Here is a 25,312-nt window from a genome sequence, read left to right on the forward strand (position 1 = left end):
GCGCTGGAGGGTCCATGACCACCGTCGAGGAGCAATTGCTCCCCTCCGCGGAACCCGTCTGTCTGATCGATCAGAACGGCGTACCGCACGACCATCCGTCGTACCGGCTGCCCACCAAGGAAGCCCTGCTCGACGGCTACACACAGTTGATCCGGGGCCGCCGCTTCAACGATCAGGCGAGTGCGCTGGTCCGCCAGGGCCGCCTCGCCGTCTACCCGTCGTCCTTCGGCCAGGAGGCCTGTCAGCTCGCGGCGACGATGGTGCTGCGCGACAGCGACTGGCTGTTCCCGACGTACCGCGACACCGTCTCGATCATGAGCCGTGGCGTCGACCCGATCGAGACGCTCACGCTGCTCCGCGGCGACTGGCACTGCGGCTACGACCCGTACGAGCACAAGGTCGCCCCGCAGGCGACTCCGCTCGCGACGCAGCTCCCGCACGCGGTCGGTGTCGCGCACGCTGCCCGGCTGAAGGGTGAGGACACGGTCGTGATGGCGCTCGTCGGCGACGGCGGGACCAGCGAGGGCGACTTTCACGAGGCGCTCAACTTCGCGGCGGTGTTCCAGGCGCCGGTCGTGTTCTTCATCCAGAACAACGAGTACGCGATCTCCGTGCCGCTCGCCCGGCAGAGCGCCGCGCCGTCCCTCGCGCACAAGGGCATCGGGTACGGCATCCCCGGCGAACGCGCCGACGGCAACGACCTGGCCGGCCTCCTCGCCGTCCTCGGACAGGCCGTCGACAAGGCTCGCGCCGGCGAAGGACCGCAGCTGGTCGAGGCGCATACCTATCGCGTGCAGGCGCACACCAACGCCGACGACGCGTCCCGGTACCGCCAGGACGACGAGGTCACCCCGTGGCTGGACCGCGATCCGATCGCGCGCCTGACGACGTACCTCGAGCAGCAGGGCTGGCTGAACGACGACGTTCGCACGACCGCCGAGGCGGGCGCGGCAGAGGTCGCCGCGCAGTTGCGTGACGGGCTGATGCCGGAACCGTCCGTCGACCCGGCCGACCTGTTCGCGCATCTCTACGCGTCGGACACCCAGCAGTTGCGCGAGCAGGCCGCGTTCCTCCGCGACGAACTCGCCCGTGAGGAGGCCTGATGACGCACACGAAGATCTCGATGGCGCAGGCGCTCAACCAGGCGCTGCGGGACGCGATGACGGCCGACGAGTCGGTGGTGATGTTCGGTGAGGACGTCGGCGCGCTCGGCGGCGTCTTCCGGATCACCGACGGGCTGACCGCGGAGTTCGGCGAGCAGCGGTGCTTCGACACGCCCTTGGCCGAGGCCGGCATCGTCGGTATGGCGGTCGGGATGGCGATGAACGGGATGCGCCCGGTGGTCGAGATGCAGTTCGACGCGTTCGGGTACCCGGCGTTCGAGCAGGTCGTCTCGCACGTCGCCAAGATGCGCAACCGGACCCGCGGCCGCGTGCAGTTGCCGATGGTGATCCGCATTCCGTACGGCGGCGGCATCGGCGGGGTGGAGCACCACAGCGACTCCTCGGAGAGCTACTTCGCGCACACGCCCGGGCTGACGGTGGTGACCCCGGCGACGGTCGCGGACGCGTACGGATTGTTGCGTAAGGCAATCGAGTTCCCGGATCCGGTCGTGTTCATGGAACCGAAGAAGCTCTACTGGGCCAAGGAAGAGGTCGACCTCACCGAGGCGCAGCCCGAGATCGGTCAGGCCGTCGTACGCCGGGACGGGGCGGATGCGACGTTGATCGCTTACGGTCCCGCGGTGCCGGTCGCTCTGGAGGCGGCGGAGGTCGCGGCGGCCGAGGGGCGGCAGCTGACCGTGGTGGATCTGCGGTCGGTGGCCCCGTTCGACGACGAGACGGTGTGCGCCGCGGTACGGCGTACCGGACGGGCTGTCGTGGTGGCCGAGGCGAGCGGGTTCGCGAGTGTGTCGTCGGAGATCGTTGCCCGCGTCACCGAGAAGTGCTTCCACTCGCTTGCTGCACCGGTGCGGCGGGTGACCGCGTTCGACATCCCGTTCCCGCCACCGAAGCTGGAGAAGTACCAGCTCCCGAGCGTCGACCGGATCCTCGACGCGGTCGACGACCTGCAGTGGGAGGACTCGTGAACACGTTCCTTCTCCCGGATCTCGGTGAGGGCCTGACCGAGGCGGAGATCGTCCGGTGGCTCGTGAAGGTCGGCGATGTGGTCGCCGTCGACACTCCGATCGCGGAGGTCGAGACCGCGAAGTCGGTCGTCGAGCTGCCATGCCCGTACGCCGGGGTGATCGAGGAACTGCACGGAGAGGCCGGTACGACTGTTCCGGTGGGGAAGCCGCTCGTCACGGTGGGGGATCCGGACGGGGCGGCGTACCGCGTCGAGGAGCGGGCCGGGTCGGGGAACGTGCTCGTCGGGTACGGGACGTCCGAGTCGTCCGGGGCCGGGCGTCGGCGGCGGCCTCGGGTTTCCGGTACATCTGTGGCTTCGGAAAACCGCGTTCCGCTGGTCATTTCCCCGCTGGTACGCCGGTTGGCGCGCGACGCCGAGGTGGATCTGCGCGCGCTGACGGGCTCCGGCCCCGATGGCCTGATCGTCCGTCGCGATGTGGAATTGGCGATCGCACACCGCGTCCAGCCGGAAACCGCTGCACCCGCCGCGGCTGTTGTCGTGCCGTCGATCGGGTTGCCCGAGTTGCGGCGTACTCCGATGAGTGGGTTCCGTAAGGCTGTGGCCGCGACCCTCAGCCGGAGCCGCGCGGAGATCCCCGAGGCGACCACCTGGGTCGACGTGGACGCGACCGCCCTCATCGAGCTCCGCGAATCGTTGCGATCGGCAACGGATGGCGGACCGGGGCTGCTCGCGCTGATGGCGCGCTTCGTGGTCGCCGGACTGCTGAAGTATCCGGAACTCAACGGGTACGTCGACACCGAGCGCGAGGAGCTCGTCCAGTACGACGGCGTGAACCTCGGACTCGCGGCGCAGACGGATCGCGGTCTCGTGGTCCCGGCCGTCGCGGGCGCCCACGTACTGACGACTCGCGGTCTGGACGCGGAGATCCGCCGCCTGACCGCGTCGGCGCGCGACGGCCGGCTGACTCAGCAGGAGCTGACCTGCGGGACGTTCACGCTGAACAACTACGGCAGCTTCGGGGTCGACGGCAGCGCGGCGATCATCAACCACCCGCAGGTCGCGATCCTCGGCGTCGGCCGGATCATCGACCGTCCGTGGGTGGTCGACGGCGAACTGGCGATCCGGAAGCTCACCCAGCTGTCGCTGGTCTTCGACCACCGCGTCTGCGACGGCGGAACAGCAGCCGCCTTCCTCCGCTTCGTCGCCGACGCCTTCGAAAACCCAGCCTCAGCCTTCGCCGACCTCTAGGAGATTTGCCGCGGCCGCAACCCGACCAGGATCACCCGGAGCCCGGAGGTGAAGCGCGCCTCCGGGCCGCCGTGGCTCCCGGGGTCCAGGTAGGCCGCGAGATGCTCCGCGTCGACGCCCATCCGGTCGGCGGACTCGGAAGCCCAGCGCGATCCGTTCATCCCGCTGCGCCGTACCACCGAGAGCCAAGCGGCACCTGTGACGGCCGAGCCGATCAGGTACTGGAAGATCGCGGACACCGCCGAGTCCAGGTGTGTGCCCCGGAAACCCGCGGATCTCAGGATCATGTGCAAGCGCTCAGTCAGCCCTTGGTAGTTCGGACCGAGCCCGGCGTGCGACGCCAGCAACTCGCACGCCCACGGGTGTTCCGACAACGCCTGATAGGCCGCCCGGACAACGGTTGTCACCTGATCCCGCCAGTCGCCATCGTCCGTTGGCGGCACCAACGCGGCCGCGAAGACCTCGTCGACGACCAGCTCCAGCAGATCGTTCTTCGTTGCGACCCGCCAGTACAACGCGGATGTCGCGGCGGTACCGAGCTCGGCCGCCATCATCCGCATCGAGAACGCTGCCAGGCCTTCGCGGTCGAGCACCTTGATCGCGGTCAGGACGATGTCGTCGCGGCTCAGCGGAGCCCGGGTGGGCGGTGGTTCCTCCCGCAGCCACACCGACCCCAGCACGGTCTTCCGGTCCGCTTCGCGTGCCACCCGCGGGAGCATAGCGAATACGACGTCTCAGAACCTAATACGGTGTTTTAGTAGCGATTGGCAACTACTTTTCGTCCGGATCGGCGACGATGTGTTGCGAAACGTAAGGAACACGGCGAGTCGTGGCGCTGAGACTTGCGCTTGACGGTCTGGATCACGACACTCTCGAAGGTCAGGTTCCTGTTGGGGGGAAGCCGGTTCGACCGGCTTTGGAACGACGAAGGCTTGTACCGCCTGGTCCTGCTGCGGGACACCGCTCGGGGCCCACCGGCGATCTGCTGGTCGAGAAGGACTGGCCTCAGAACTAGGGGAGACTGTGGAAGACATTTCGGCGGGCGCACGTGGGCGCTCCAAGAACTCACGCGTGATCGCGCTGCTCGCCAGCGCGGGCGCACTCGCACTTGGCGTCGGCGGCGTCACGCTGGCCACGGCTCCGTCCGCGTCGGCGGAGACCGTGACCACGGTTCCGGGCAACCCGAAGTGCAAGGACCTGATCCCGGGCTCTACGGAGATCAAGTTCGACCCGCCGACCCCGGGTTCCAAGGAGGGCGCCGGCGTCACGGTGACCTGGGCCAAGACCGGCGACCTGATCAGCTTCACCGCCACGGGCGGCACTGTGCTCGGCGCCATCGTCAAGGGTGGTCCGAACGCGAACTTCTACGACTACCGTCCCGGCGGCACGATCGCCGGAGTAGGGCTGCACACGCCGGTCAACGACAACAACGGCACGTACTACGGGCTCAGCCACCTGAGCTTCTGCGTCGGTCAGGGCACGACGCCGACGCCGACGCCGACGGACACCCCGACGACCACCCCGTCGGAAACCCCGAGCCAGACGCCGTCGGAGACGCCGAGCGAGACTCCGTCGGAAACCCCGTCCGAAACCCCAAGCGAGACTCCGTCGGAGACCCCGAGCACAACCCCGTCGGAGACCCCGAGCCAGACGCCGTCGGAGACCCCGAGCGAGACTCCGTCGGAGACGCCTAGCGAGACGCCGTCGGGGACGCCTAGCGAGACTCCGTCGGGGACGCCTAGCGAGACCGTTTCCGAGACGCCGAGCACGACTCCGTCCGAGACCCCGAGCGACACGTCGAGCAGCACCCCGGTAGGTGTTCCGACCGAGGTCGACGCCGGTCTGTCCGGTGGTGCGCGGAACACCTCGGCACTCTCCAGTACTCAGGGGACCTGGGGTATCGCCCTGCTGTCCCTGGGCGGGATCCTGCTGATCGCCGGTGCCGCGAAGATGCTGCAGCGGCGGGGTCAGCACTCTGCCTGACGCGTCGCCCAAGCGTCGCCGTCCGGGTCGCGCACGCCCCTCTTGGTGGGCGATCGCGGCCTGGACGGCCGGCGGCGTACTACTCCTGACCGGCGGATACGTCCAGTTGAGGACCGACGGCAGTGAGAACCCACAGCAGGCGGGCGGCGCTACGACGTCGCCCGTCGGCACGACTGGCAGCGCACCGCGTAAACCGACAACCGCACAGTCGCCGTCAGCCGGTTTCACGCAGCAGACCAGCCCCACGCAGCCTCAGCAGAGCGGTCCGCCTCCAGAAGTCCGCAGTACGGCTCGACCGCAGCCCGGTGACCCGATCAGGTTGTCAGTTCCCCGGCTGGGCGTTTCGGCGCGGGTGCTGAGCATCCGCGCCCGCGGCGGCACCCTCGTACCGCCCTCGAACCCGCTACTCGTCGGATGGTGGTCCGACGGCGCCAGACCGGGCGCGACCAAGGGCTCGGCGATCATCACCGGCCACACCGTGCACACCGGAGGCGGGGCCTTCGACGATCTGGACCGGCTGACTGCCGGCGACGCGGTCGCGGTGACGACGCGACGCGGAGCGATCAGCTACGTGGTCACATCCGTCACGGTCTACCGCAAACGAGCCCTGGCGAAGCAGGCGGCCAAGGTCTTCGACCAATCCGTCCCCGGCCGCCTCGTCCTCGTCACCTGCGAGGATTGGGACGGTACGGCGTACCTCAGCAACGCCGTCGTCATCGCCGTACCCAAGACATAACCGCTAGGCGACGTTGAAGGTGTCAGGATCCGGGCCGGTGCGTTCGTTGCGGTCGAGGGTGCTGATGGCGGTGAGGTCGTCGTCGGTCAGCGAGAAGTCGAAAACGTTCAGGTTCTCGCGGATGCGGGACGGGGTGACGGACTTCGGGATCACGATGTTGCCGAGCTGCAGATGCCAGCGGAGGACGATCTGCGCCGGTGTACGGCCGTAGAGCGCTGCCAGCTTGGTGACCACGGGCTCGTCGAGCAGCGTGCCGCCCTTCGCCAGCGGGCTCCAGGCCTCGGTGCGGATGCCGAAGTCACCGCCGTACGCGCGCACCTCGTCCTGCCGCAGGTACGGGTGCAGCTCGACCTGGTTGACGGCCGGGGTGATGCGGGAGGACTGCGCGAGACGGTCCAGATGCTCCGGCTGGAAGTTGGACACACCGATCGCCCGCACGCGACCGTCGGCGTACAGCTGCTCCAAAGCGCGCCAGCTGTCGACGTACAGGTCGCGTGCTGGGGTCGGCCAGTGGATGAGGTACAGGTCCAGGTACTCCAGGCCCAGCAGGGACAGACTCTGGTCGAACGCCTTCAGAGTGGAGTCGTAGCCCTGGTCCGCGTTCCACAGCTTGGTGGTGACGAACAGGTCGCTCCGGTCGATCCCGGACGCGGCGAGCGCCTGCCCGACGCCTGCCTCGTTCTGGTACGCCGCCGCGGTGTCGATGCTGCGGTAGCCGGCCTCGAGCGCCTGCGTCACGGCAGCGGCCGTTTCGTCGTTCGGGACCTGGAAGACGCCGTACCCGAGCTGAGGCATCTCGACGTCGTTGTTGAGCTTCACGGTGGGGATCATCAGTGGCTTCCTTCAAGTACTAGTGCGGGGACCCGGCCGCGGTCGAGCAGGCCGGACAGGACAGCGACGAGGAGACCGGCAACGGCCAGAGCGGCGCCGACCCAGTTAGGGGCGGTGTAGCCGAGGCCGTGCTCGATGGTGAGCCCACCGAGGTAGGCCCCGGCCGCATTGCCGAGGTTGAACGCGGCGATGTTGGCCGCGGACGCCAGCGCCGGAGCGCCCTTCGCCTTGTCCATCACTCGCTTCTGCAGCGGAGCGACGGTGGCGAACCCAGCGGCGCCGAAGAGCGCGATCGTCACGGCAGAGGGGAGCTTGGCGTGCGCAGTGAACACGAAGACGACCAGTACGGCGGCCAGTAGCGTGAGGATCAGGTACAGACTCGGCATCAGCGAGCGGTCCGCTGCTCTACCGCCCAGCAGGTTGCCCACCACGAGCCCACCGCCGAACAGCACGAGCAGCCAGGTCACCGCACCGGCGGAGAAGCCCGCGACCTCGGTCATCATCGGTGCGATGTAGGTGAACGACGCGAACACCCCCGCGAAGCCCAGTGCAGTCATCGCCAACGCCAGCCACACCTGCAGGCTCTTGAACACCGCCAGCTCGCTCCGCAGGCCAGGACCTTCCGCAGTGTTCTGCCGTGGAACCAGGAACACGATGCCGAGCAGCCCGATCACACCGAGCGCGGTCACCGCCCAGAACGTCGACCGCCAGCCGAGCTGCTGGCCGAGCGCGGTCCCACCCGGTACGCCGAGCACGTTGGCGACCGTCAGCCCGGTGAACATCAACGCGATCGCACTCGCCTGCTTCGCCTTCGGGACCAGCGACGCCGCGACCACGGACCCGACACCGAAGAACGCGCCGTGCGACAGCGCCGCCACGATCCGCCCGGTCATCAGAACGCCGTACGACGGAGCGACCGCGGAGACCAGGTTGCCGGCGATGAAGACGCCCATCAGTGCGATCAGCACGGTCTTGCGGGAGACCTTCGAGCCGATCGCGGTGAGCAGCGGGGCGCCGACCACGACCCCCAGCGCGTAGCCGGAGATGAGCAGTCCGGCGGACGGGATGCTGACGCCGAAGTCGGTGGCGACCTCGGGCAGCAGCCCCATGATGACGAATTCGGTGGTCCCGATGCCGAACGCACCGATGGCGAGTGCGAGCAGGGCCGCTGGCATGACGCTCCTTTGAATGTAGTCTGAAGACCATTACCGGCGTGCGCGATAGTTGCACACGCGGACTATTGCACAAGCGCTATGATTGCGCATGCAAGAGTGAAGTTCAAGTGGAGGTGTCGTGGGACTACCGGATGACGCTGCGGAGGCGCGGGCGCAGGGCTGGCGGACACTCGCGGCGCTGCACGCCCGGATCGAGGACGAGCTGGAGCGCGCGCTGCAGAAGCAGCACGGGCTGTCGGTGAGCGAGTACAGCGTGCTGGACGTGCTGGCGCGGCAGGACGACTACCACCTGCGGATGAACCAGCTGTCGAACGCGGTGGTGCTCAGTCAGTCCGCTACTACACGCTTGGTGAACCGGCTGGAGGACCGCAACCTGCTCCAGCGGTACCTGTGCCCGACAGACCGCCGTGGCATCTACACCGAGGTCACCGAGGCCGGTCGCGAGCTGCTCGACCAGGCGCAGCCGACCCACGACGCCGTACTGACGTCCGCGTTAGAGCGTGCCGCCGAGCTGCCTGAGCTGTCCCCGCTGGTCACCGCGCTGGGGAAGCTCCCGCTGACGGTGTGACATGGCGCGCCGCTACGACAATCGCAAGCTCTACATCCTGCTGATGGGCAGCTGCCTGACACTGATCATCCTGGCGTGGTTCGTCGTGCGCCTGTTCTCGATCCCGGCCGCCGTCGGGATGAGCGCGGTCGCCGCCGTACTACCCCCGATCGCCGCCATCGTCGCGAACTGGGGCCACGACAAACGCTGACCGCAGCAGTACGTCGATGAAGGCGGCGGCGAGCGGGTCCGGTGTGCCGCGCGTGTACGCCGTGAGCGTCCGGCGTACTGCCGGCTCCGGGTGCAGTACGTGGCCGTCGAAGTCCTTCGGCAGGATGTTGTCGGGGACCAACGCGGGTCCGAGACCTGCAGCGGCCAGCGCGGGCGCGGCCGCCGTCTGCTCGGTCCGTACGGCGATGCGCGGCTCGAATCCTGCTTGTGCGCAAACGTTGTCGAGGACGTCGGCGAGGCCGTGACCTGGTGCGTAGTGGACCCAGGAGCGGTCCGCGAGGTCGTCGAGCTTGACGGTGTCCCCGGTCGCGGCGGGATCGTCGGCGGCGACCACGACGACGAGTTCCTCGGTGCCGAGGACGCGGGTGACACCGGGCCAGTTCGATGGCTCGGGACCGACGGCGAGATCGGCTTCGCCGGCGTTCATCGCGTCGACGAGTTCGTCGGTGTGGCGGTGCTCGAACAGGCGGATGCCGACGTTCGGGCGGGTCCGTCGCCACTCCCGGAGCGCGGCAGGCAGGACGCCCAAGGTGATCGAGTAGAGCGTCGCGATCTGCAGTTCGCCGACCTCGAGTCCGGCGGCCTGGCGGGCGGCGCACCGTGCCCGTTCCGCGTCGGCCAGCGCGGCGCGCGCGTGCGGGAGCATCGCGCGGCCCGTCGGCGTCAGGCGGAGACCGCGGGGGAGTCGCTCGAGCAGCGGTCCGCCGGCCGACCGTTCGAGGGTGCGGATCTGGTGGGAGAGCGCGGGCTGCGTGACGTGCAGGAGCTCGGCGGCCTTCGTGAACGAGCGCTGGTCGACCACAGTAACGAGGTACTCGAGCTGCCTGAGCGTTGCCATGCTCTCAGCTTATGGGATCGGTGAAAACTATGCCTTGGTCTTATTCGCGCAGGTCAGCGAGGCTGTTGGGTATGGAGAACGTTGCGTTGGTGGTCGGTTCCCGCGGTGTGATCGGGACGAATCTGGTCGAGCATCTGGCGTCGCTGCCCGACTGGCGGGTGATCGGGCTGTCGCGCCGCGGCGGTACCGACGTACCCGGGCGGGTGCGGCACGTCGCGGTCGATCTGCTGGACCCGGACGACACCCGGGACAAGCTGTCCGGGCTGACCGACGTGACGCACGTGTTCTACGTCGCGTACCAGGACCGGCCGACCTGGGCCGAACTCGTGGCGCCGAACCTGGCGATGCTGGTCAACGTCGTCGACGCGATCGAGCCGGTCGCACGCGGGCTGCGGCACGTCAGCCTGATGCAGGGCTACAAGGTGTACGGCGCGCATCTCGGGCCGTTCAAGACGCCGGCCCGCGAGGACGATCCGCCGCACCTGCCGCCGGAGTTCAACGTCGACCAGCAGCGCTTCCTGGAGGAACGTCAGCAGGGCAGGGCGTGGACGTGGTCGGCGCTGCGCCCGTCCGTGGTCGGTGGATCGGCGCTCGGCAACCCGATGAACCTCGCGGTCGCGATCGCCGTCTACGCGTCGCTGTCGAAGGAACTCGGCGTACCGCTGCGTTTCCCCGGCAAGCCCGGTGCGTACCACTCGTTGCTCGAGCTGACCGACGCCGGATTGTTGGCGAAGGCAACGGTCTGGGCCGCGACCGCACCGGCCGCGGCGAACCAGGCGTTCAACATCACGAACGGCGACCTGTTCCGCTGGAGCGAGCTGTGGCCCAAGCTCGGCGCGTGGTTCGGGCTGGAGGTCGCGCCGCCGCTGCACCTGTCGCTGCAGGACGTGATGGCGGACAAGGAGCCGGTCTGGAAGCAGTTGCAGGTGTCCCACGGCCTGACCTCGACGTCGTTCGCCGAGGTGTCGTCGTGGCCGTTCGCCGACTTCGTGTTCGGGTGGGACTACGACTTCTTCGCCGACGCCTCGAAGTCACGCCGGGCCGGCTTCCACGAGTACGTCGACACCGAGCAGATGTTCTACGGCATCTTCGCCGACCTGCGCAGGCGTCGCGTCATACCGTGATCATTCGCCGCGAAGATAGGTCCCGTTGGTGCGGAGGAAGTAGATCGGATCGGAGTACGTGCCGGGGAGCTTGCCGAGCAGTTTGATGACCGTCGACGGGCCGTTCGCGTGGCTCATGGCGTACAGGTACGCGGCGCCGGTGTCCCTGTCGATTGCGGTCAGGAGCGTGCTGACCTGACCGCAGCGCTGGGCGATCAGGTAGTCGAACGCCTGCCAGGTGCGCGAACGGACCTGCTTGACCACCGGCGTCATCGTCCTGGTCAGTGGCAGCCGGATCGTGTACAGCGCACCCCCGCGGGTCGTGGCCAGGAACGTGTCGTACGTCGTGGACTGGCCCAGCAACGCCCACGTCTTCACGGCGCTGAAGCCGCCGGTCTGCCCGGTCGGGGTCCAGCCGAACGAGTTGATGACCCAGCGGCGCACCGTCCCGTTGCTGAGCCCGTAGAACTGGTTCCGCGCCGTACGCCGCTCGTCGTTGACCGACAGGCCGATGGCCGAGTACGCGCCCCAGCCGGCGCTGACCTGGGTGAACGTCGGGTCCGCGGGTTCGGTGGTGTTGGAGTTGTACGACGCCTGTCCGATGACACCTGTGGTCTTGACCACGATGCCGGACTCGAGCGACGGCAGGTTGCGGCTCCAGTTCCAGATCGTGGTCAGCCGGGGCTCACCGGGGCTGAAGACCTTGACCTGCCGCTGCACCGCGGAGACGGTCAGCGGCTGGGTGGCGGTCACGGTGCGGTACTGGACGACACCTTCGCTGGTCACGGACCCGAGGTCCATGGTGCAGGCGGTCGCGGTGGGTACGGCTGTCGCCGGGGTGGGGATCGTGAGCAGGGACAAGGGGAGAGCGAGCGCCGGGAGGGCTCGCAGAAGCTTCGGGAGGATCATCGTCACCATTCCTCTCACTGAGGTTGATGCGCGCAACGGATCCGAAGTTACCGCCTCGATGTGGCATGCTCCGGGCTGTGACGGCGATGGGTGCGGGAAAACTTCTCGGGACGAACCTGCGGGCGCGGCGGGACGAGCAGGGCATCTCACTGTCCGAGCTCGCCCGGCGGTCCGGGATCGCGAAGGGCACGCTGTCACAGCTCGAGTCCGGCGCGGGTAACCCGACGATCGAGACAGTGTTCAGTTTGTCGAACGCTCTCGGCGTACCGGTGTCGGCGCTGCTGGCCGATACGCCGGCCTCCGACGTGGTGCTCGTACGGTCCGCGGACGTCGACGTACTGTCCGGCGACGCGATCGACCTGCGGATGCTGCGACGGCTGGAGCACCCGGGCGGGCTGTTCGAGATCTACAACCAGGAGATCCGGCCGGACGCGGTCCAGCACTCCGACGGTCATCCCGGGACCGAGCACCACATCGTCCTGTCCGGATGCCTGCGGATCAACGCTCACGGGCAGATCGAGGAACTCGGGCCCGGCGACTACCTCGCGTTCCGGGCGGCCGGGCCGCACTCGTACGAGGCCGTGGACGGGCCGGTGCGGTCGGTGCTGCTGCTCGAGTACCCGCCGGATGTCTACCCGACGGCGGCCGGCGGGCCGCACCTGCCGGGATAGTTCCTCCGAAGGTCCGGATGAGGTCCGGTTGCGTGCATTGACCGGCTGCCCGGAGCACGCGTACGCTCGGTATCGTTCATTTTAGCGAACGCCTGCCGAGGAGGCTCGCCATGCACCGGTCCGCGACACCCGACGTGGTGGTGGTCGGCGCGGGCATGGTCGGCGCCGCGTGCGCGGAGGCGCTGTCGGCGGCCGGCGTGCGGGTGCTGGTCATCGATCGCGACGGTCCCGCCGCCGGTACGACGGCATCCGGCGAAGGCAACGTGCTGGTGTCGGACAAGGAGCCGGGCCCGGAGTTGGAGCTCGCCGTTGCGTCCCGGGCCGAGTGGGAGATCGTCCGCGGCCGGCTGCCCGAGTGGGTCGCCGACGTGGAGTGGGAGGCGAAGGGCGGCGTCGTGGTGGCGACCGGCGATCCGGAGCCATTGACCGCGTTCGCGGCGAAGCAGCGCGCGGCCGGGGTCAGCGCACGCGTGATCACGCCCGCGGAGGTCTTCGAGCTCGAACCGTTGGTCACGCCAAGGGTCACGGTCGGGGTGCACTACCCGGACGACGCACAGGTGCAGCCGGTGCTGGCGGCGACGGCGTTGCTGGCAGCAGTTCGCGAGCGCGGCGGCGAGGTGAGATCGGGGGTCACCGCGCTCGGGATCCGGCAGTCGCGAGGTCGCGTCGTCGGTGTGGACACCTCGGACGGCGACATCGCTTGCGGTGCGGTGCTCAATGCGTGCGGGCCGTGGGCGGGCGCGTTCAGTGCGGCGGCCGATGCGCCGATCGAGGTGCTGCCGCGGCGCGGGATGATCCTCGTGACGGCGCCGCTGCCGGAATGCGTGCGCCACAAGGTGTACGACGCGGACTACGTCGGAGCGGTCGGCAGCGGGGACGCCGACCTGCAGACCTCCACTGTGGTCGAGTCGACGCGGGCCGGGACGGTGCTGATCGGATCGAGCCGCGAGCGGATCGGGTTCGACGACGCGGTCCGCGTGCGGGTGCTGAGGGAGCTTGCGCGGAAGGCGGTCGGCCTGTTCCCGTTCCTTGGCGACGTCCCGGTGATGCGGACGTACGGCGGCTTCCGCCCGTACGCACCGGATCACCTGCCGGTCATCGGTGCGGACCCGCGGGTCCACGGGCTGTGGCATGCGACCGGCCACGAAGGCGCCGGTATCGGTCTCGCCCCGTCAACCGGTCGGCTGATCACCGAGCTGTTCCTCGGCCTGTCACCGCACCTCGACCCGCTGCCGTTCCGCGTCGATCGCCCGGCGGTGATCGCCGCATGACCGCCTACCTCCGCCCGCAAGCCGGCGACCCGGCCGAGCCCGGTACGCCGACGTCAGTGGACGTGACCGTCGACGGGCGTCCGGTCGCGGCTCACGCGGGGCAGACGGTGGCCGCCGTACTCCTCGCCAACGGCCGCGATACCTGGCGTACTACCCGCGTGAACGAGCGCCCCCGAGGCATCTTCTGCGGCATCGGCGCCTGCCAGGACTGCCTGGTCACCCTGAACGGCCTCCCCGACATCCGCGCCTGCCAACGCACCATCACCTCTGGCGACACCATCACCACCCAAACAGGCGCCACCCTCCCAACAACCCCCACCTCTCCGACCGTCTCCTCGCCGGTGAGGGCTCGGGTGGTTGAGGTTGTGGTTGTGGGGGCTGGGCCTGCAGGGGTGGCGGCGGCTCTTGCTGCTGCAGATGCTGGGGCTCAGGTGCTTGTTGTTGATAGTGGGCGCGCGGTTGGTGGGCAGTACAACCGGCAGCTCCCGACGGAGTTCGCCGCCCAGCGACCGGACCGGCTGCAGCACGAGTGGAAGGCATTCGCCGAGCAACGGGACCGGCTGGCCGACCATCCGCGGATCACGTACCTACCCGACACCTCGGTCTGGGCCATCGAAGGCCTCCGGCTCTGGGCCCAGACCGGACCAGCAGACGCCAGCGGCCGGCAACCCTTCGCCATCGACGCACGGTCCGTCGTCCTGGCCGCCGGCGCCTACGATCGCGTCCTTCCCTTCCCTGGTTGGGATCTCCCCGGCGTCTACACCGCCGGTGCCGCGCAGGCTCTCGCGAAAGGCCAGCGGATCGCCGTCGGCCGCAAGGTACTCGTCGCCGGCACCGGCCCGTTCCTGCTGCCGGTCGCCGAATCGTTGGTCGGGGTCGGCGCACACGTCGTCGCGCTCCTCGAAGCCAACACGCTGACCACCGTCCGCAAAGGCTGGTCCACCGACGCATTGGTTGCCTCGAGCAAGCTCCGGGAAGCCGTCGGGTACGGCGCGTTGCTCGCCCGCCACCGCATCCCGCTCCGCCACGGGTGGACCGTGATCGCCGCACACGGCGCTGACCACGTCGAGGCGGCCACGATCGCCCGCCTGGACAGCGATTGGCGTCCGATCCGCGGCAGCGAACGCCGGATCGAGGTCGACGCCATCTGCGTCGGCTTCGGCTTCACGGCGAACCTGGAGCTCGCAGTCTCCGCCGGCTGCACGCTCACCACCGGCCCCGACGGTGGCCCAGCCGTCGCCGTCGACGCCAACCAGCAAACAAGTACCTCCGGCGTCTTCGCGGCCGGCGAACTCACCGGCATCGGCGGCGCCGCCCTCTCCACCGCAGAAGGCACCCTCGCCGGCACCACCGCAGCCCACCACGCCCTCACCACACCAGCCGACCACGCCCGCGCGACCGATGCCCGGGGAGATGTTGAGCGGGGGCGGCGATTTGCGGTGGCGTTGGCTCGGGCCTATCCCGTGCGGGACGGGTGGAAGAGCTGGAGCACTGCGGACACCCTCGTCTGCCGCTGCGAGGAAGTGACCCGCGGACAGGTCGAAGCCGCCGCCCAGGAGCGCGGGCTGGACGACGGTCGAGCGATGAAGCTGACCAGCCGCGCGGGTCTGGGAATGTGCCAGGGGCGGGTGTGTTCGCGCACCGTCGCAGCGTTGCTGGCCGCGCCTGGTGAGGTACCGAAACCAACCATGAAACGACCGATCGCCGTACCAGTGAGGCTGCGGGATCTGGCGAACGCCGAGGAATCACCGGAAACCGTGCTGGACACCATGGAGGAACAATGAGCGAGAAGCTGGACGGCGTGATCGTCGCGACCGCGCTGCCGTACGCCGAGGACGCGTCGGCGCCGGCCGGATTGCGTCCGGACCTGGACAAGTACGCCGAGCACTGCCGCTGGCTGGTCGACAACGGCTGCCGTGGCGTCGGGCCGAACGGGTCCCTCGGTGAGTACTCGTCGCTCTCCGACGACGAGCGTCGTGCCGTGGCGAAGACCGCGATCGAGGCCGTCGGTGACGACGGCGTCGTGGTGATCGGGGTCCACGGTGTCGGTTCCCACCAGGCTCGCGCCTGGGCGGAGAAGGCGGCCGAGGACGGTGCGGACGGTGTGCTGTGCCTGCCGCCGACCATGTACCGGGCGAACCGCGGCGAGGTCATCGCGCACTTCACCGAGGTCGCGAAGGCCGGCCTGCCGGTGATGGTCTACAACAACCCACTCGACACCAAGGTCGACCTGACCCCGGACCTGCTCGCGGAGATCGCGCAGATCGAGAACATCGTCGCGGTGAAGGAGTTCTCCGGTGACGTCCGGCGGATCCTGGAGATCCGCGAGCTCGCGCCGGACCTGGCCGTGATCGCCGGCGCCGACGACCTGACCCTCGAAGCGCTGCTGATGGGTGCGACGGGCTGGTTCGCCGGCTTCCCGAACGTGTTCCCGAAGGAATCCGTTCAGTTGTTCGAGCTCGCGACGCAGGGCAAGCTGGAGGAGGCCCGCGCGTTGTACGAGCCGTTGGTCGCCGCGTTCCGGTGGGATTCGCGCACCGAGTTCGTCCAGGCGATCAAGTACGGCATGGACTACGTCGGCCGGTTCGGTGGACCGTGCCGGCCGCCGCGCGGGCCGCTGGTCCCCGAGCACGTCGCGCAGCTGGAGCAGGACATGAAGAAGGCAGTGGAGTCCCTGAGTGGTGGAGCGCGGGGATGAGGTCCGTCCGGACCATCACCGCGATCGACTCGCACACCGAGGGCATGCCGACCCGCGTCGTCACCGGCGGGGTCGGCGTGGTCCCCGGTGCGACGATGGCCGAGCGGCGCGAGTACTTCATCAAGCACCTGGACGACCTGCGGTTGTTCCTGATGAACGAGCCACGCGGTCACGCGGCGATGAGCGGCGCGATCCTGCAACCGCCGACCCGGGCCGACGCGGACTGGGGCGTGCTGTACATCGAGGTCTCCGGCCTGCTGCCGATGTGCGGGCACGGCACGATCGGGGTCGCGACCGTCCTGGTCGAGTCCGGCATGGTCGAGGTGACCGAGCCGGTGACCGAGGTCCGGCTGGACACGCCGGCCGGCCTCGTCGTCGTGGACGTTGCCGTGAGCAACGGTCGCGCCGAGCACGTGACCTTGCGCAACGTTCCGGCGTACTCGCACGCTCTGGACGCGTCGGTCGAGGTGCCCGGGCTGGGGCGCGTCACCTATGACATGGCGTACGGCGGGAACTTCTACGCGATCCTGCCGCTCGAGCAGCTCGGGATCCCGTTCGATCGCGCGGAGAAGGACCGGATCCTGAAGGCCGGGCTGGACATCATGGACGCGATCAACGCCACCGATCGTCCGGTGCATCCGCTCGATCCGGGGATCAACGGCTGCAAACACGTGCAGTTCACCGCGCCCGGGCTCGACGGCGCCGACTCCCGGAACGCGATGGCGATCCACCCGGGCTGGTTCGACCGTTCACCGTGTGGCACGGGTACATCGGCGCGGATGGCGCAACTTCATGCCCGCGGCGAGCTCGCTCTCGACACCGACTTCGTCAACGAGTCCTTCATCGGCACCCGCTTCACCGGCCGCCTGATCGAAGAAACCACCGTCGGCCCCCACCCCGCCGTAGTCCCCACAGTCACCGGCCGAGCCTGGATCACCGGCACCGCCAACTACCTCCTCGACCCCGACGACCCCTTCCCAACAGGCTTCGTCCTGTAGCTCGGGAGCCCGGTCAGCGGTGGAGTTGGGATTGCCAGTTGGTGGGGACGTTGCCGCCGGGGACGGGTTGGGTTTCGGGGCGGGAGGCTGGTGGGGCGAGGTCGGGGCCGTCGTAGTACTGGGACTCGCCGTAGTGCCAGAACCAGTCCTCGCCGGGCTCGAAGCTGCGGACGATCTGATGGCCGGTCTCGCTGGCGTGGCCGGAGGCGTGCTGGGCGGGGGAGGAGTCGCAGCAGCCGATATGACCGCACTGCGCACACCGACGAAGATGGAACCACCAGCCGTCGACCTGCAAACACTCCACACAACCCGTCCCGCTCGGCGCAACCGCGGCGTCGATCCCCGGCGTCCCAGAACTCTGCGTCATACCGACATCCTCACCCGCCCAGCGCCACCGGACAACCCACCCTCACAGCACCCTGTCACGAGCGGCGGCGTCGCCAGCTCTTCTTCGGTGGGGCGGTGAGCCGGAGGTTCTGTTCCGCCTCGGCTGAGACGACCGGGTGCCTCGAGTCGACCACCCACTGCCAGACCAGGCGCGCACTCTCGGGATCGCCGCCTTCGTGCAGCAGTTTGCCCAGATGTACGCCGGCGAGCGGGCCGTACTCGGGGTGACCGGAGTCGACCGCGGCCTTCCACGCCGTGTAGGCGCCCTGGGCGTCGCGGGCGGTGTAGAGCAGTTCGAACCCCAGGTCGTGCGCCGCCTTCGGCGCGTACAGGACGTGCCCGGTGTCGATCACCTGCTGGAACGCCGCCCGCGCGCCGTCGACGTCCTCGCGCTCGACCAGGAGCTCGGCCAGCAACATCCCCGCCTCCGGCGCCCGGTCCGGATGGCCCGACGCGCGAGCTGCCCGCCACGACGCCTCCGCGCCGGCGTCGTCTCCGAGGTGCTGCAGGATCCTGCCCCGGACCGTCAGCGCCCGCAGGTTGTCCGGCGGCCCGGCAGCCGCGACGGCCTCATCGATCAAGCCCTTTCCGCCGGCCGAGTCGCCGGCCGAGGCCAGCAGCACGCCGAGCAGCGCCTTCGACTCCGACACCGCGGCCGGTACGCCGGATGCGATCGCCTGCGCGAACAACGCCCTGGCCTCGTCCTGACGACCGTCCTCGGCCAGCTTGTCGGCGCGGTCGACCAGCGCCATGGGGTCCAGCTCGTTCGTCATTCAGCCGACCCAATCCGACGAAGGCGAACACCGGACGAACGTCCGTCGACAATCACCTCCGGCCGGCGGCCCCAGAGCAGGAATCGGGTTACTCCGGCCAGGAGGAGTTCTTGATGACGTCCACGAAATCGGTGTGGTGGAAGCCGGGGGCGAAGTGTTCCAGGACGTCCGCCTTGACGTTGCCGAAGGTGGTTGCCGGGCGGTCCTGGATGCCTTCGGTGAACGCCTCGAGGATGCGGTTCTTGAAATCGGGGCGCGGGTGGGCGGTCGTCACGGCGGTGCGTTGAGCTTCGGTGATGGCGTCGTACCCGAGGCCGAGGACGTCGAGTTCGACGCCGCGGGTGACGAGGGCGATCTCGGCGGACATGTGCAGCGGGATCTCGGGTGTGGTGTGGAGCGCGATGGCTGTCCAGACGCGGTCGGCTGCGTCGTCGGTGATGCCGTGCCGCTGCAGGAAGCGGCGGGCCTCGTCGGCGCCGTCGATCTCGAAACGTTGGTCGGTGCGGCGGTAGCGGTCGGTCAGACCCAGGTCGTGGAACATCGCTCCGACGTAGAGGAGCTCTGGGTCGTAGGTGAGGCCTTGGCCGCGGAGGGAGCCGAACAGGAAGACGCGGCGGGAGTGGTCGAAGAGCAGCGGTGAGGCGGCGTCGCGGACGAGTTCGGTCGCTTCGCGGGCGATGGTGCTGTCGGGGATGCGGATGCCGGCGATGGTTTCAGTCATGAGTCCAGGTTCGGCGTGGGGGTTAGGGTGATGCCATGTCCTTTTCGCCAGGAGAACCACAGATTCGGACACAGCGAGTGGCTTTCGTCGTGTACGACGGGGTGACGTTGCTCGATGTGAGCGGGCCCTTGGAGGTGCTGCACCAGGCGAATCAGGTGCGGGAGAGCGGGTCGGGCGCGCCGCGCTACGAGACGGTGCTGGTCGCCCCGCCGGCCGACGCGACCGGCGGGCAGGTTGTGACGGGGGCGGGTTTGGTGTTGGCGGGGGTGCGGGGGGTGGCGGAGGTTGGCGTGGTGGACACCGTGGTGGTTGCGGGGGCCGATCATCTGGTGGAGGGGGTGCCGCGTGAGGTGTTGGAGGTGACGGCGGGGCTGGTGGCGAAGGCTGGGCGGGTGGCTTCGGTTTGTAGTGGGGCGTTTGTGCTGGCGGCGCTTGGGCTGCTGGACGGGCGGAAGGCGACGACGCATTGGCGGCATGCGGCGGCGATGGCGCGGCAGTATCCGAAGGTGGAGGTTGTTCCGGACGCCCTGCACATCACCGACGGCCGCTACGTGACCTCGGCCGGCATCAGCGCCGGCATCGACCTCACCCTCGCCCTCGTCGAAGCCGACCACGGCGCCGAAACAGCCAGAGCAGTGGCGCGCGAGCTCGTCGTGTTCATGCAGCGCCCAGGCGGCCAATCGCAGTTCTCCACCGCGATGGCAACCCCGCCGGCCCGCAGCGACCTGATGCGCACCATCACCGACACCGTCGTCGCGGACCCGTCCGGCGACCACACGCTGCCGAATCTCGCCGCCGCGGCCGCGGTCAGCCCGCGCCACCTGACCCGCCTGTTCCAGAACGAGTTCCGCACCACGCCCGGCCGCTGGGTCGAACGCGTGCGGCTGGACCGCGCGCAGCAGCTCCTCCTCGACGGCCACAGCATCACGAAGGCCGCCCGCCTCAGCGGATTGGGAAGCGACGAAACCCTCCGCCGCGCCTTCGCCCGCCACCTCGGTGCGACGCCCACCGAGTACCTTCGCCGGTTCAAGAACGTATAGGACAGAACCTGTCCGCTACACCGTCCAGACTGAAGACATGACAACACAGCAGATCCCAGGCGGTAAGTCGACCATCACGCCGTACGTCGTGGTGAAGGGTGCCGAGAAGTTCCTGGACTTCGTGGAGCAGACCTTCGAGGTCCGGACGAGCGGACGGTTCCCGAACCAGGACGGCACGATCGGCCACGCCGAGATCACCGTCGGCGCGTCGGTCCTGATGACGTTCGACGCGGCGCCGGACTGGCCGGACACCCCGAGCTTCCTGAGCGTGTACGTCGACGACGTCGAGCGGACCTTCCAGCGCGCGATCGACGCCGGCGCAACCGTCGTGACCGACCTCATGTACTCCGGCATCACCGGCGACCGCGGCGCCCGCGTCAGAGACCCGCTGGGCAACATCTGGTGGCTCCAGACGCACGTCGACGACATCGACCCAAGCACCATCCCGGCCCTGTTCGCCAACCCCGAAGAGGCCACCAAGATGCGCCACGCCCAGGACACCTTCGCCGACGAGATGCGCAGGCGTACTACGAACTGAGCAGTCGTACCGGTTGGCCGGGGCGGGTTTGGGCGCAGGCGTCCAGGTCCGCTCCGGCGACGTACGCGATGACGGGGTAGCCGCCGGTGACGGGGTGGTCGGCGAGGAAGATGACCGGCGTGCCGGAGGGTGGGATCTGGATGGCGCCGCGGGTCATGCCTTCGCTGGCGAGTTCGCCGGTGCGGGCGCGTTCGAGTGGTTCGCCGTCGAGCCGTACGCCGACGCGGTTGCTGTTGCTGCTCACCGTGTAAACCTGCGATACGAGCGCCACCCATCCGGCGTCGGTGAACCAGTCCCGGCGCGGTCCGGGAGTGACCCGCAGTACGACGCTCCCGCCGGCGGGATGCGCGACGGGGGCGAGGTCCACGCCGGGCATGGGTTCGACCGACGACCCGATCGGCAGCGTCTGGTTCGCGGCCAGCGGCGCCGGCCCGAGTCCGGACAGCAGATCCGTCGAGCGGGAGCCGAGGACCGCGGGTACGTCGATCCCGCCGCGGACTGCGACGTACGTGCGCAGGCCGCTCGCCGGTGCGCCGAGGCGCAGCACCTGCCCCGCACGCAGTGTGGTCGGAGCGTTGAGCGGTACGCCGGTGCACGGCGCTCCCGTGATCGCGACCACGAGATCGGTGTCGGCGTGCACCACCAGACCGCCGTACGTCGCCTCGATCGCAGCGGCGCCGACGGGATTGCCGACCAGCCGATTCGCCAGCGCGTAGGACGCGCGGTCGCACGCGCCCGACGCCGGGACGCCGAGCGCGGCCTGGCCGGATCGTCCCCGGTCCTGGATCGTTGCCAAGGGCCCCGGTTCGAGAACGGTCAGGCTGCTCATCCACGACCCGCGTCGACGAACCGGACCCGGCGTCCGGGGTGGAACAGCGCGGCGGGTTCGCGGGTGGAGTCGAAGATCCGCACCGACGTACGGCCGATCAACTGCCACCCGCCCGGCGACTCACGGGGATACACACCGCTGAATTCTCCCGCCAGCGCGACCGCGCCGGTCGGTACCTTCGTCCGCGGCGATTCGCGCCGCGGGATGTCCCACGAGCCGGCGGACGTCAGGTACCCGAACCCGGGCGCGAACCCGCAGAACGCCACCGTCCACTCGTCCGCGGTATGACGGGCGATCACCTCGGCCGCCGAGCACCCGAGCAACTCCGCCACGTCCCCCAGGTCCTCGCCGTCGTAGACGACCGGGATCTCGATCAGATCGCCCGCCGTCCGCGCGCCGGCGATCGGGGTGACCGCGCGCAGAGCTCGAGACAGTACGTCGAGACTGCCCGACGTGGTGACCAGCACGGTACGCGCAGCCGGTACGACGTCCACGACGTCCGCCGGCGGGTCCGCGGTCAGGGCCGTGTAGTACCCGAGCACCTCGTCGAGATCGTCGAGCTCGACCAGCAGCGCCCGATCACCCGAGGGGAGCAGACGCATCAGCCGGTGAACGGGCGCAACGTCACGCCCGCTCCCTCCACCGCGGCACGTACTCGGCGGGCGATCTCCACAGCTCCCGGAGTGTCGCCGTGCACACAGATCGACGCCGCGTCGACCACCAGCGAGCCGCCGTCGACGTCACGGATCGGCTGCCCGGACGCCATCGCCGTACACCGCAAGGCGATCTCGTCCGCGTCGTGCAGCACCGCACCGGGTGAGCGCCGCGACACCAACGTGCCGGCCGGTGTGTACGCGCGATCCGCAAAAGCCTCGTGCACAACCGTTAGCCCGGCCTCGGCAGCGAGCCGGAGCCACTCCGAGCCGGGGAGCCCCAGCACCGGAAGGGTCTTGTCGTACGCCGCGACAGCCGCGACCACTGCGCCTGCCTGCTCCACATCACGGCCGATCGTGTTGTACAGCGCCCCGTGCGGCTTCACGTACCTGACCCGGTCACCCGCGATCCGGGCGAACGCGTCCAGCGCGCCGATCTGGTACACCACCTCGTCGCGCAGCGCGGCCGGCTCGATGTCCACGAACCGGCGCCCGAAGCCGGCCTTGTCGGCGTACCCGACGTGGGCGCCGATCGCGACGCCGCGCTCGACCGCCTCGGCCGTCACCCGGCGCATGATCGACGGGTCGCCGGCGTGGAAGCCGCAGGCCACGTTCGCACTGGTCACGACCTCGAGCAGCGCCGAGTCGTCACCCATCGACCAGGAGCCGAATCCTTCACCCATGTCCGCGTTGAGGTCCATCCGCCACCTCCTGGCCCCGAGCGTAGGGATTGTTGAACAATCCTGCAAGAGGCTTGTTCCACTTTTCCTGCCCAGCTGAGATGATGCGGACATGAGCACGGGTGGGGCCGAGGAGACCGGCAGGCAGTCCTGGCTGCGAACCGTCGCCGCCGATGTCGCGCGACTGGACCGGAGCAGTTCGGCCGAGCGTGCCGCGGACATCCTGCGCCGCAGTATTACCGAAGGCGCGTTGCCGCCCGGCGCCCAGCTCTCCGAGGTCGAGCTGACCGAGGTCCTGGAGGTCAGCCGGAACACGCTGCGCGAGGCCTTCCGGCTGCTGACCCACGAGGGCCTGCTCGTCTACAAGCTGCACCGCGGCGTCTTCGTGCCGGAGCTCGACGAGCGCGACGTGATCGACCTGTACCGGCTGCGGCGCGTCCTCGAAGTGGATGTCGTCCGTGGCCTGGCCGACCGCGATCCGGAGCTCCCGGCCGACCGGCTCGAACCCCTGCACGACGATGTCGAAGCTGCCGAGGCCGCCGCCGGCGCGGACCGCTGGCCGGCCGTCGGTACGGCGAACATGCGCTTCCACGAGCACCTGATCGGGCTCGCAGACAGTGCGCGGATGGATGCGATGACCGGCCGGCTGCTCGCGGAGCTTCGGCTCCTCTTCCATGTGATCGCGACCCCGCGCGAGCTGCACGAGCCGTACATCGCGCGGAACCGCGGCCTGTTCGAACTGCTCGAGGCCCGCAAGTACGACGAGGCCGCCGCGGACCTCCACGAATACCTCATCGACTCCGAACAACGCATCCTCACGGCGTTCCGGGATAAGGGCTTGCGCGCCCAGCCGAACACCTGAGTTGATGAACTGACAACGTCAGCTGCAAAGGGGAGCTCAGCTCATGACCGATGACGACCGGACCGACCAGACGCCGAAGTCCTACCGCCCGATCGACGCCAAGGGATTCCGGGAGTTCATCTCGCGTGGCTGGGGGCCGGTGGACCGTTCGGTGTCGGTGCCGGAAGGGCTCGCCGAAGCGGCCGCGGAGCATCGGCGCAAGCTCGCCGCCGCGCTGCCCGGTCGCCGGATCGCGCTCGCGGCCGGTCGTGCGCCGGTCCGGTCGAACGACACCGACTACCAGTTCCGCGCCGACAGCGACTTCGTCTGGCTGACCGGTTGCCAGGCCGAGGGCTCCGTACTGGTCATCTCGGCGGACGGCGACGCGACGCTGTACCTCCGCGAGACGGCTGGGCCGGACGAGGCGGACTTCTTCTCGAACGCGCGCGACGGTGAGCTGTGGATCGGCCCGGTGCCGGGGCTGAAGGACTGGTCGGACGCGTTGCAGATCGCCTGCCGGCCGATCGAGGAACTGCCGGCCGCGGTCCGGGGCGCGGTCCCGTTCATGCTGTCGGTGCCCGGTGTCGAGCCGATGCTGGACGCCTTGGTCCGTACGTCGCCCACCGACGGCAACGCGCTGCGGCAGACGCTCGCCGAGCTGCGCCGGATCAAGGACGAGTGGGAGCTCGACCAGCTGCGTGAGGCGGTCGCGGCGAGCGTGCTCGCGTTCGGCGACGTGGCGCGTGAGCTGCCGGAGGCGATCCGCGGCGGCGGTGAGCGCTGGCTGCAGGGCACCTTCGACCGGCGGGCGCGGACCGCGGGCAACGGCGTCGGGTACGCCTCGATCGTTGCGGCTGGCAACCACGCGCCGGTGCTGCACTGGGTCCGCAACGACGGCGCCGTGAACGAGGGCGACGTGATCCTGCTGGACGCCGGCGTCGAGACCCGCACGCTCTACACCGCCGACGTGACCCGTACCTTCCCGGCCAGCGGCGAGTACACCGCGGCGCAGCGGCAGGTGCACGACCTGGTCCACAAGGCGCAACTCGCCTCATTGGATGCGGTCAAGGTGGGAGCGCCGTACCGCGCCTTCCAGTACGAAGCGCTGCGGGTGCTGGCCGAAGGGCTGCGGGACTGGGGTGTGCTCGACGTCTCGCTCGACGAGCTGCTCGGCCCGGACGGGCAGCAGCACCGCCGGTACATCGTCTGCGGGACCGGCCACTACATCGGTCTTGACGTGCACGACTGCGACGCGTCCCGGCCGGAGGCGTACTTCGCCGGCACCATCGAGGCGGGGATGGCGCTCGCGGTCGAGCCGGGGCTGTACTTCCACCCGAACGACGAGACCGTCCCGCCGGAGCTGCGCGGGATCGGGATCCGGATCGAGGACAACGTCGTCGTCCACCAGGACCGCCTCGAGATCCTCACCGAGGACCTGCCGATCACCACCGACGGCCTCGAGCAGTGGACCCGCTCGCACCTCAACTCCAAGTAATCAAAATTACCCGTCACGAACAGTA

General features: G+C 69.3%; 28 protein-coding genes. 17 read left to right on the plus strand and 11 right to left on the minus strand.

Annotation, left to right across the window (positions count from 1 at the left end; all coding sequences use genetic code 11):
- Window positions 1-14 precede the first annotated feature (14 nt).
- The 3 genes from E0H92_RS04900 to E0H92_RS04910 are packed head-to-tail and all read left to right on the plus strand — an operon-like array spanning window position 15 to window position 3,339.
- On the plus strand, window positions 15-1,103 hold the full coding sequence (locus tag E0H92_RS04900) for a thiamine pyrophosphate-dependent dehydrogenase E1 component subunit alpha (RefSeq protein WP_131495504.1): 1,089 nt from the start codon (window positions 15-17) through the stop codon (window positions 1,101-1,103).
- On the plus strand, window positions 1,103-2,089 hold the full coding sequence (locus tag E0H92_RS04905) for an alpha-ketoacid dehydrogenase subunit beta (protein WP_131495505.1): 987 nt from the start codon (window positions 1,103-1,105) through the stop codon (window positions 2,087-2,089). The genes E0H92_RS04900 and E0H92_RS04905 overlap by 1 nt, the downstream gene beginning before the upstream one ends.
- Window positions 2,086-3,339: a dihydrolipoamide acetyltransferase family protein gene (locus E0H92_RS04910; protein ID WP_131495506.1), complete on the plus strand. Its 1,254-nt coding sequence runs from the start codon at window positions 2,086-2,088 to the stop codon at window positions 3,337-3,339. The genes E0H92_RS04905 and E0H92_RS04910 overlap by 4 nt, the downstream gene beginning before the upstream one ends.
- Here E0H92_RS04910 and E0H92_RS04915 read toward each other — a convergent pair.
- Window positions 3,336-4,046 carry a TetR/AcrR family transcriptional regulator gene (locus tag E0H92_RS04915; protein WP_131495507.1) on the minus strand — a complete coding sequence of 237 codons (711 nt, stop codon included), beginning with the start codon at window positions 4,044-4,046 and terminating at the stop codon, window positions 3,336-3,338. The genes E0H92_RS04910 and E0H92_RS04915 overlap by 4 nt on opposite strands.
- 316 nt (window positions 4,047-4,362) lie before the next feature.
- Between E0H92_RS04915 and E0H92_RS04920 the strand changes: the two genes are divergently transcribed.
- Both E0H92_RS04920 and E0H92_RS04925 read left to right on the plus strand, forming a co-directional pair.
- Window positions 4,363-5,322: a superantigen-like protein SSL4 gene (locus E0H92_RS04920; protein ID WP_131495508.1), complete on the plus strand. Its 960-nt coding sequence runs from the start codon at window positions 4,363-4,365 to the stop codon at window positions 5,320-5,322.
- 319 nt (window positions 5,323-5,641) lie between these two features.
- Window positions 5,642-6,058 (plus strand): class F sortase, encoded by a 417-nt coding sequence (locus E0H92_RS04925; RefSeq protein WP_238173317.1) that lies wholly within the window; start codon window positions 5,642-5,644, stop codon window positions 6,056-6,058.
- Window positions 6,059-6,061: 3 nt separating this feature from the next.
- Here the strand turns inward: E0H92_RS04925 and E0H92_RS04930 are convergent, their stop codons facing one another.
- Window positions 6,062-6,892: an aldo/keto reductase gene (locus E0H92_RS04930; RefSeq protein ID WP_275670090.1), complete on the minus strand. Its 831-nt coding sequence runs from the start codon at window positions 6,890-6,892 to the stop codon at window positions 6,062-6,064.
- Window positions 6,889-8,064, minus strand: a complete 1,176-nt coding sequence (locus E0H92_RS04935; RefSeq protein WP_131495511.1) for an MFS transporter — start codon at window positions 8,062-8,064, stop codon at window positions 6,889-6,891. The genes E0H92_RS04930 and E0H92_RS04935 overlap by 4 nt, the downstream gene beginning before the upstream one ends.
- Window positions 8,065-8,182: 118 nt before the next feature.
- On the opposite strand from E0H92_RS04935, the gene E0H92_RS04940 reads away from it, so the two are divergent.
- The gene (locus E0H92_RS04940) at window positions 8,183-8,632 is read left to right on the plus strand and encodes a MarR family winged helix-turn-helix transcriptional regulator (protein ID WP_131283524.1); all 450 of its coding nucleotides are present in this window, start codon (window positions 8,183-8,185) and stop codon (window positions 8,630-8,632) included.
- Between the two features lies 1 nt (window position 8,633).
- Window positions 8,634-8,822 (plus strand): DUF3099 domain-containing protein, encoded by a 189-nt coding sequence (locus E0H92_RS04945; protein WP_131283522.1) that lies wholly within the window; start codon window positions 8,634-8,636, stop codon window positions 8,820-8,822.
- Here E0H92_RS04945 and E0H92_RS04950 read toward each other — a convergent pair.
- Window positions 8,772-9,680, minus strand: coding sequence for a LysR family transcriptional regulator (locus tag E0H92_RS04950; RefSeq protein WP_131495512.1), 909 nt, complete (start codon window positions 9,678-9,680; stop codon window positions 8,772-8,774). The genes E0H92_RS04945 and E0H92_RS04950 overlap by 51 nt on opposite strands.
- 71 nt (window positions 9,681-9,751) lie before the next feature.
- On the opposite strand from E0H92_RS04950, the gene E0H92_RS04955 reads away from it, so the two are divergent.
- The gene (locus E0H92_RS04955; RefSeq protein WP_131495513.1) at window positions 9,752-10,804 is read left to right on the plus strand and encodes an SDR family oxidoreductase; all 1,053 of its coding nucleotides are present in this window, start codon (window positions 9,752-9,754) and stop codon (window positions 10,802-10,804) included.
- Here the strand turns inward: E0H92_RS04955 and E0H92_RS04960 are convergent, their stop codons facing one another.
- The gene (locus E0H92_RS04960; RefSeq protein WP_165549696.1) at window positions 10,805-11,701 is read right to left on the minus strand and encodes a hypothetical protein; all 897 of its coding nucleotides are present in this window, start codon (window positions 11,699-11,701) and stop codon (window positions 10,805-10,807) included.
- 56 nt (window positions 11,702-11,757) lie between these two features.
- On the opposite strand from E0H92_RS04960, the gene E0H92_RS04965 reads away from it, so the two are divergent.
- The 5 genes from E0H92_RS04965 (at window position 11,758) to E0H92_RS04985 (ending at window position 17,330) form a co-directional block, all read left to right on the plus strand.
- On the plus strand, window positions 11,758-12,363 hold the full coding sequence (locus E0H92_RS04965; protein ID WP_131495515.1) for a helix-turn-helix domain-containing protein: 606 nt from the start codon (window positions 11,758-11,760) through the stop codon (window positions 12,361-12,363).
- A gap of 110 nt (window positions 12,364-12,473) precedes the next feature.
- Window positions 12,474-13,634, plus strand: coding sequence for an NAD(P)/FAD-dependent oxidoreductase (locus E0H92_RS04970; protein ID WP_131495516.1), 1,161 nt, complete (start codon window positions 12,474-12,476; stop codon window positions 13,632-13,634).
- Window positions 13,631-15,418 (plus strand): FAD-dependent oxidoreductase, encoded by a 1,788-nt coding sequence (locus E0H92_RS04975; protein WP_131495517.1) that lies wholly within the window; start codon window positions 13,631-13,633, stop codon window positions 15,416-15,418. Before E0H92_RS04970 ends, E0H92_RS04975 begins: the two co-directional genes overlap by 4 nt.
- Window positions 15,415-16,332: a dihydrodipicolinate synthase family protein gene (locus tag E0H92_RS04980; protein WP_131495518.1), complete on the plus strand. Its 918-nt coding sequence runs from the start codon at window positions 15,415-15,417 to the stop codon at window positions 16,330-16,332. The genes E0H92_RS04975 and E0H92_RS04980 overlap by 4 nt, the downstream gene beginning before the upstream one ends.
- Window positions 16,329-17,330, plus strand: coding sequence for a proline racemase family protein (locus tag E0H92_RS04985; protein WP_131464965.1), 1,002 nt, complete (start codon window positions 16,329-16,331; stop codon window positions 17,328-17,330). Before E0H92_RS04980 ends, E0H92_RS04985 begins: the two co-directional genes overlap by 4 nt.
- A gap of 13 nt (window positions 17,331-17,343) precedes the next feature.
- Here E0H92_RS04985 and E0H92_RS04990 read toward each other — a convergent pair whose 3' ends face one another.
- The 3 genes from E0H92_RS04990 to E0H92_RS05000 form a co-directional block, all read right to left on the minus strand.
- Window positions 17,344-17,697, minus strand: coding sequence for a UBP-type zinc finger domain-containing protein (locus E0H92_RS04990; RefSeq protein WP_131495519.1), 354 nt, complete (start codon window positions 17,695-17,697; stop codon window positions 17,344-17,346).
- Window positions 17,698-17,752: 55 nt separating this feature from the next.
- Window positions 17,753-18,490, minus strand: coding sequence for a tetratricopeptide repeat protein (locus tag E0H92_RS04995; protein ID WP_131495520.1), 738 nt, complete (start codon window positions 18,488-18,490; stop codon window positions 17,753-17,755).
- 88 nt (window positions 18,491-18,578) lie between these two features.
- The gene (locus E0H92_RS05000) at window positions 18,579-19,211 is read right to left on the minus strand and encodes an HD domain-containing protein (RefSeq protein WP_131495521.1); all 633 of its coding nucleotides are present in this window, start codon (window positions 19,209-19,211) and stop codon (window positions 18,579-18,581) included.
- A 77-nt stretch (window positions 19,212-19,288) separates the two neighbouring features.
- On the opposite strand from E0H92_RS05000, the gene E0H92_RS05005 reads away from it, so the two are divergent.
- Together E0H92_RS05005 and E0H92_RS05010 are read left to right on the plus strand one after the other, a co-directional pair.
- On the plus strand, window positions 19,289-20,251 hold the full coding sequence (locus E0H92_RS05005; RefSeq protein ID WP_238173318.1) for a GlxA family transcriptional regulator: 963 nt from the start codon (window positions 19,289-19,291) through the stop codon (window positions 20,249-20,251).
- Window positions 20,252-20,288: 37 nt separating this feature from the next.
- Complete coding sequence (locus tag E0H92_RS05010) at window positions 20,289-20,789, plus strand: VOC family protein (RefSeq protein ID WP_131464971.1); 501 nt, start codon at window positions 20,289-20,291, stop codon at window positions 20,787-20,789.
- Here the strand turns inward: E0H92_RS05010 and E0H92_RS05015 are convergent.
- From E0H92_RS05015 to E0H92_RS05025, 3 genes are read right to left on the minus strand one after another with little or no spacing between them, the layout of a single operon-like run.
- Window positions 20,779-21,618, minus strand: coding sequence for a 5-oxoprolinase subunit C family protein (locus E0H92_RS05015; protein ID WP_131495523.1), 840 nt, complete (start codon window positions 21,616-21,618; stop codon window positions 20,779-20,781). The two genes, E0H92_RS05010 and E0H92_RS05015, sit on opposite strands and share 11 nt — an antisense overlap.
- On the minus strand, window positions 21,615-22,220 hold the full coding sequence (locus E0H92_RS05020) for a 5-oxoprolinase subunit B family protein (protein WP_131495524.1): 606 nt from the start codon (window positions 22,218-22,220) through the stop codon (window positions 21,615-21,617). Before E0H92_RS05020 ends, E0H92_RS05015 begins: the two co-directional genes overlap by 4 nt.
- Complete coding sequence (locus E0H92_RS05025; protein ID WP_131495525.1) at window positions 22,220-22,972, minus strand: LamB/YcsF family protein; 753 nt, start codon at window positions 22,970-22,972, stop codon at window positions 22,220-22,222. Before E0H92_RS05025 ends, E0H92_RS05020 begins: the two co-directional genes overlap by 1 nt.
- Window positions 22,973-23,063: 91 nt before the next feature.
- On the opposite strand from E0H92_RS05025, the gene E0H92_RS05030 reads away from it, so the two are divergent.
- Both E0H92_RS05030 and E0H92_RS05035 read left to right on the plus strand, forming a co-directional pair.
- On the plus strand, window positions 23,064-23,813 hold the full coding sequence (locus E0H92_RS05030) for a GntR family transcriptional regulator (protein ID WP_131495526.1): 750 nt from the start codon (window positions 23,064-23,066) through the stop codon (window positions 23,811-23,813).
- Window positions 23,814-23,856: 43 nt separating this feature from the next.
- Complete coding sequence (locus tag E0H92_RS05035; protein ID WP_131495527.1) at window positions 23,857-25,287, plus strand: aminopeptidase P family protein; 1,431 nt, start codon at window positions 23,857-23,859, stop codon at window positions 25,285-25,287.
- The last annotated feature ends 25 nt before the right edge of the window (window positions 25,288-25,312 follow it).

Origin of the sequence: Kribbella speibonae (genome assembly GCF_004331375.1) — a bacterium.
Lineage (GTDB): Bacteria > Actinomycetota > Actinomycetes > Propionibacteriales > Kribbellaceae > Kribbella > Kribbella sindirgiensis.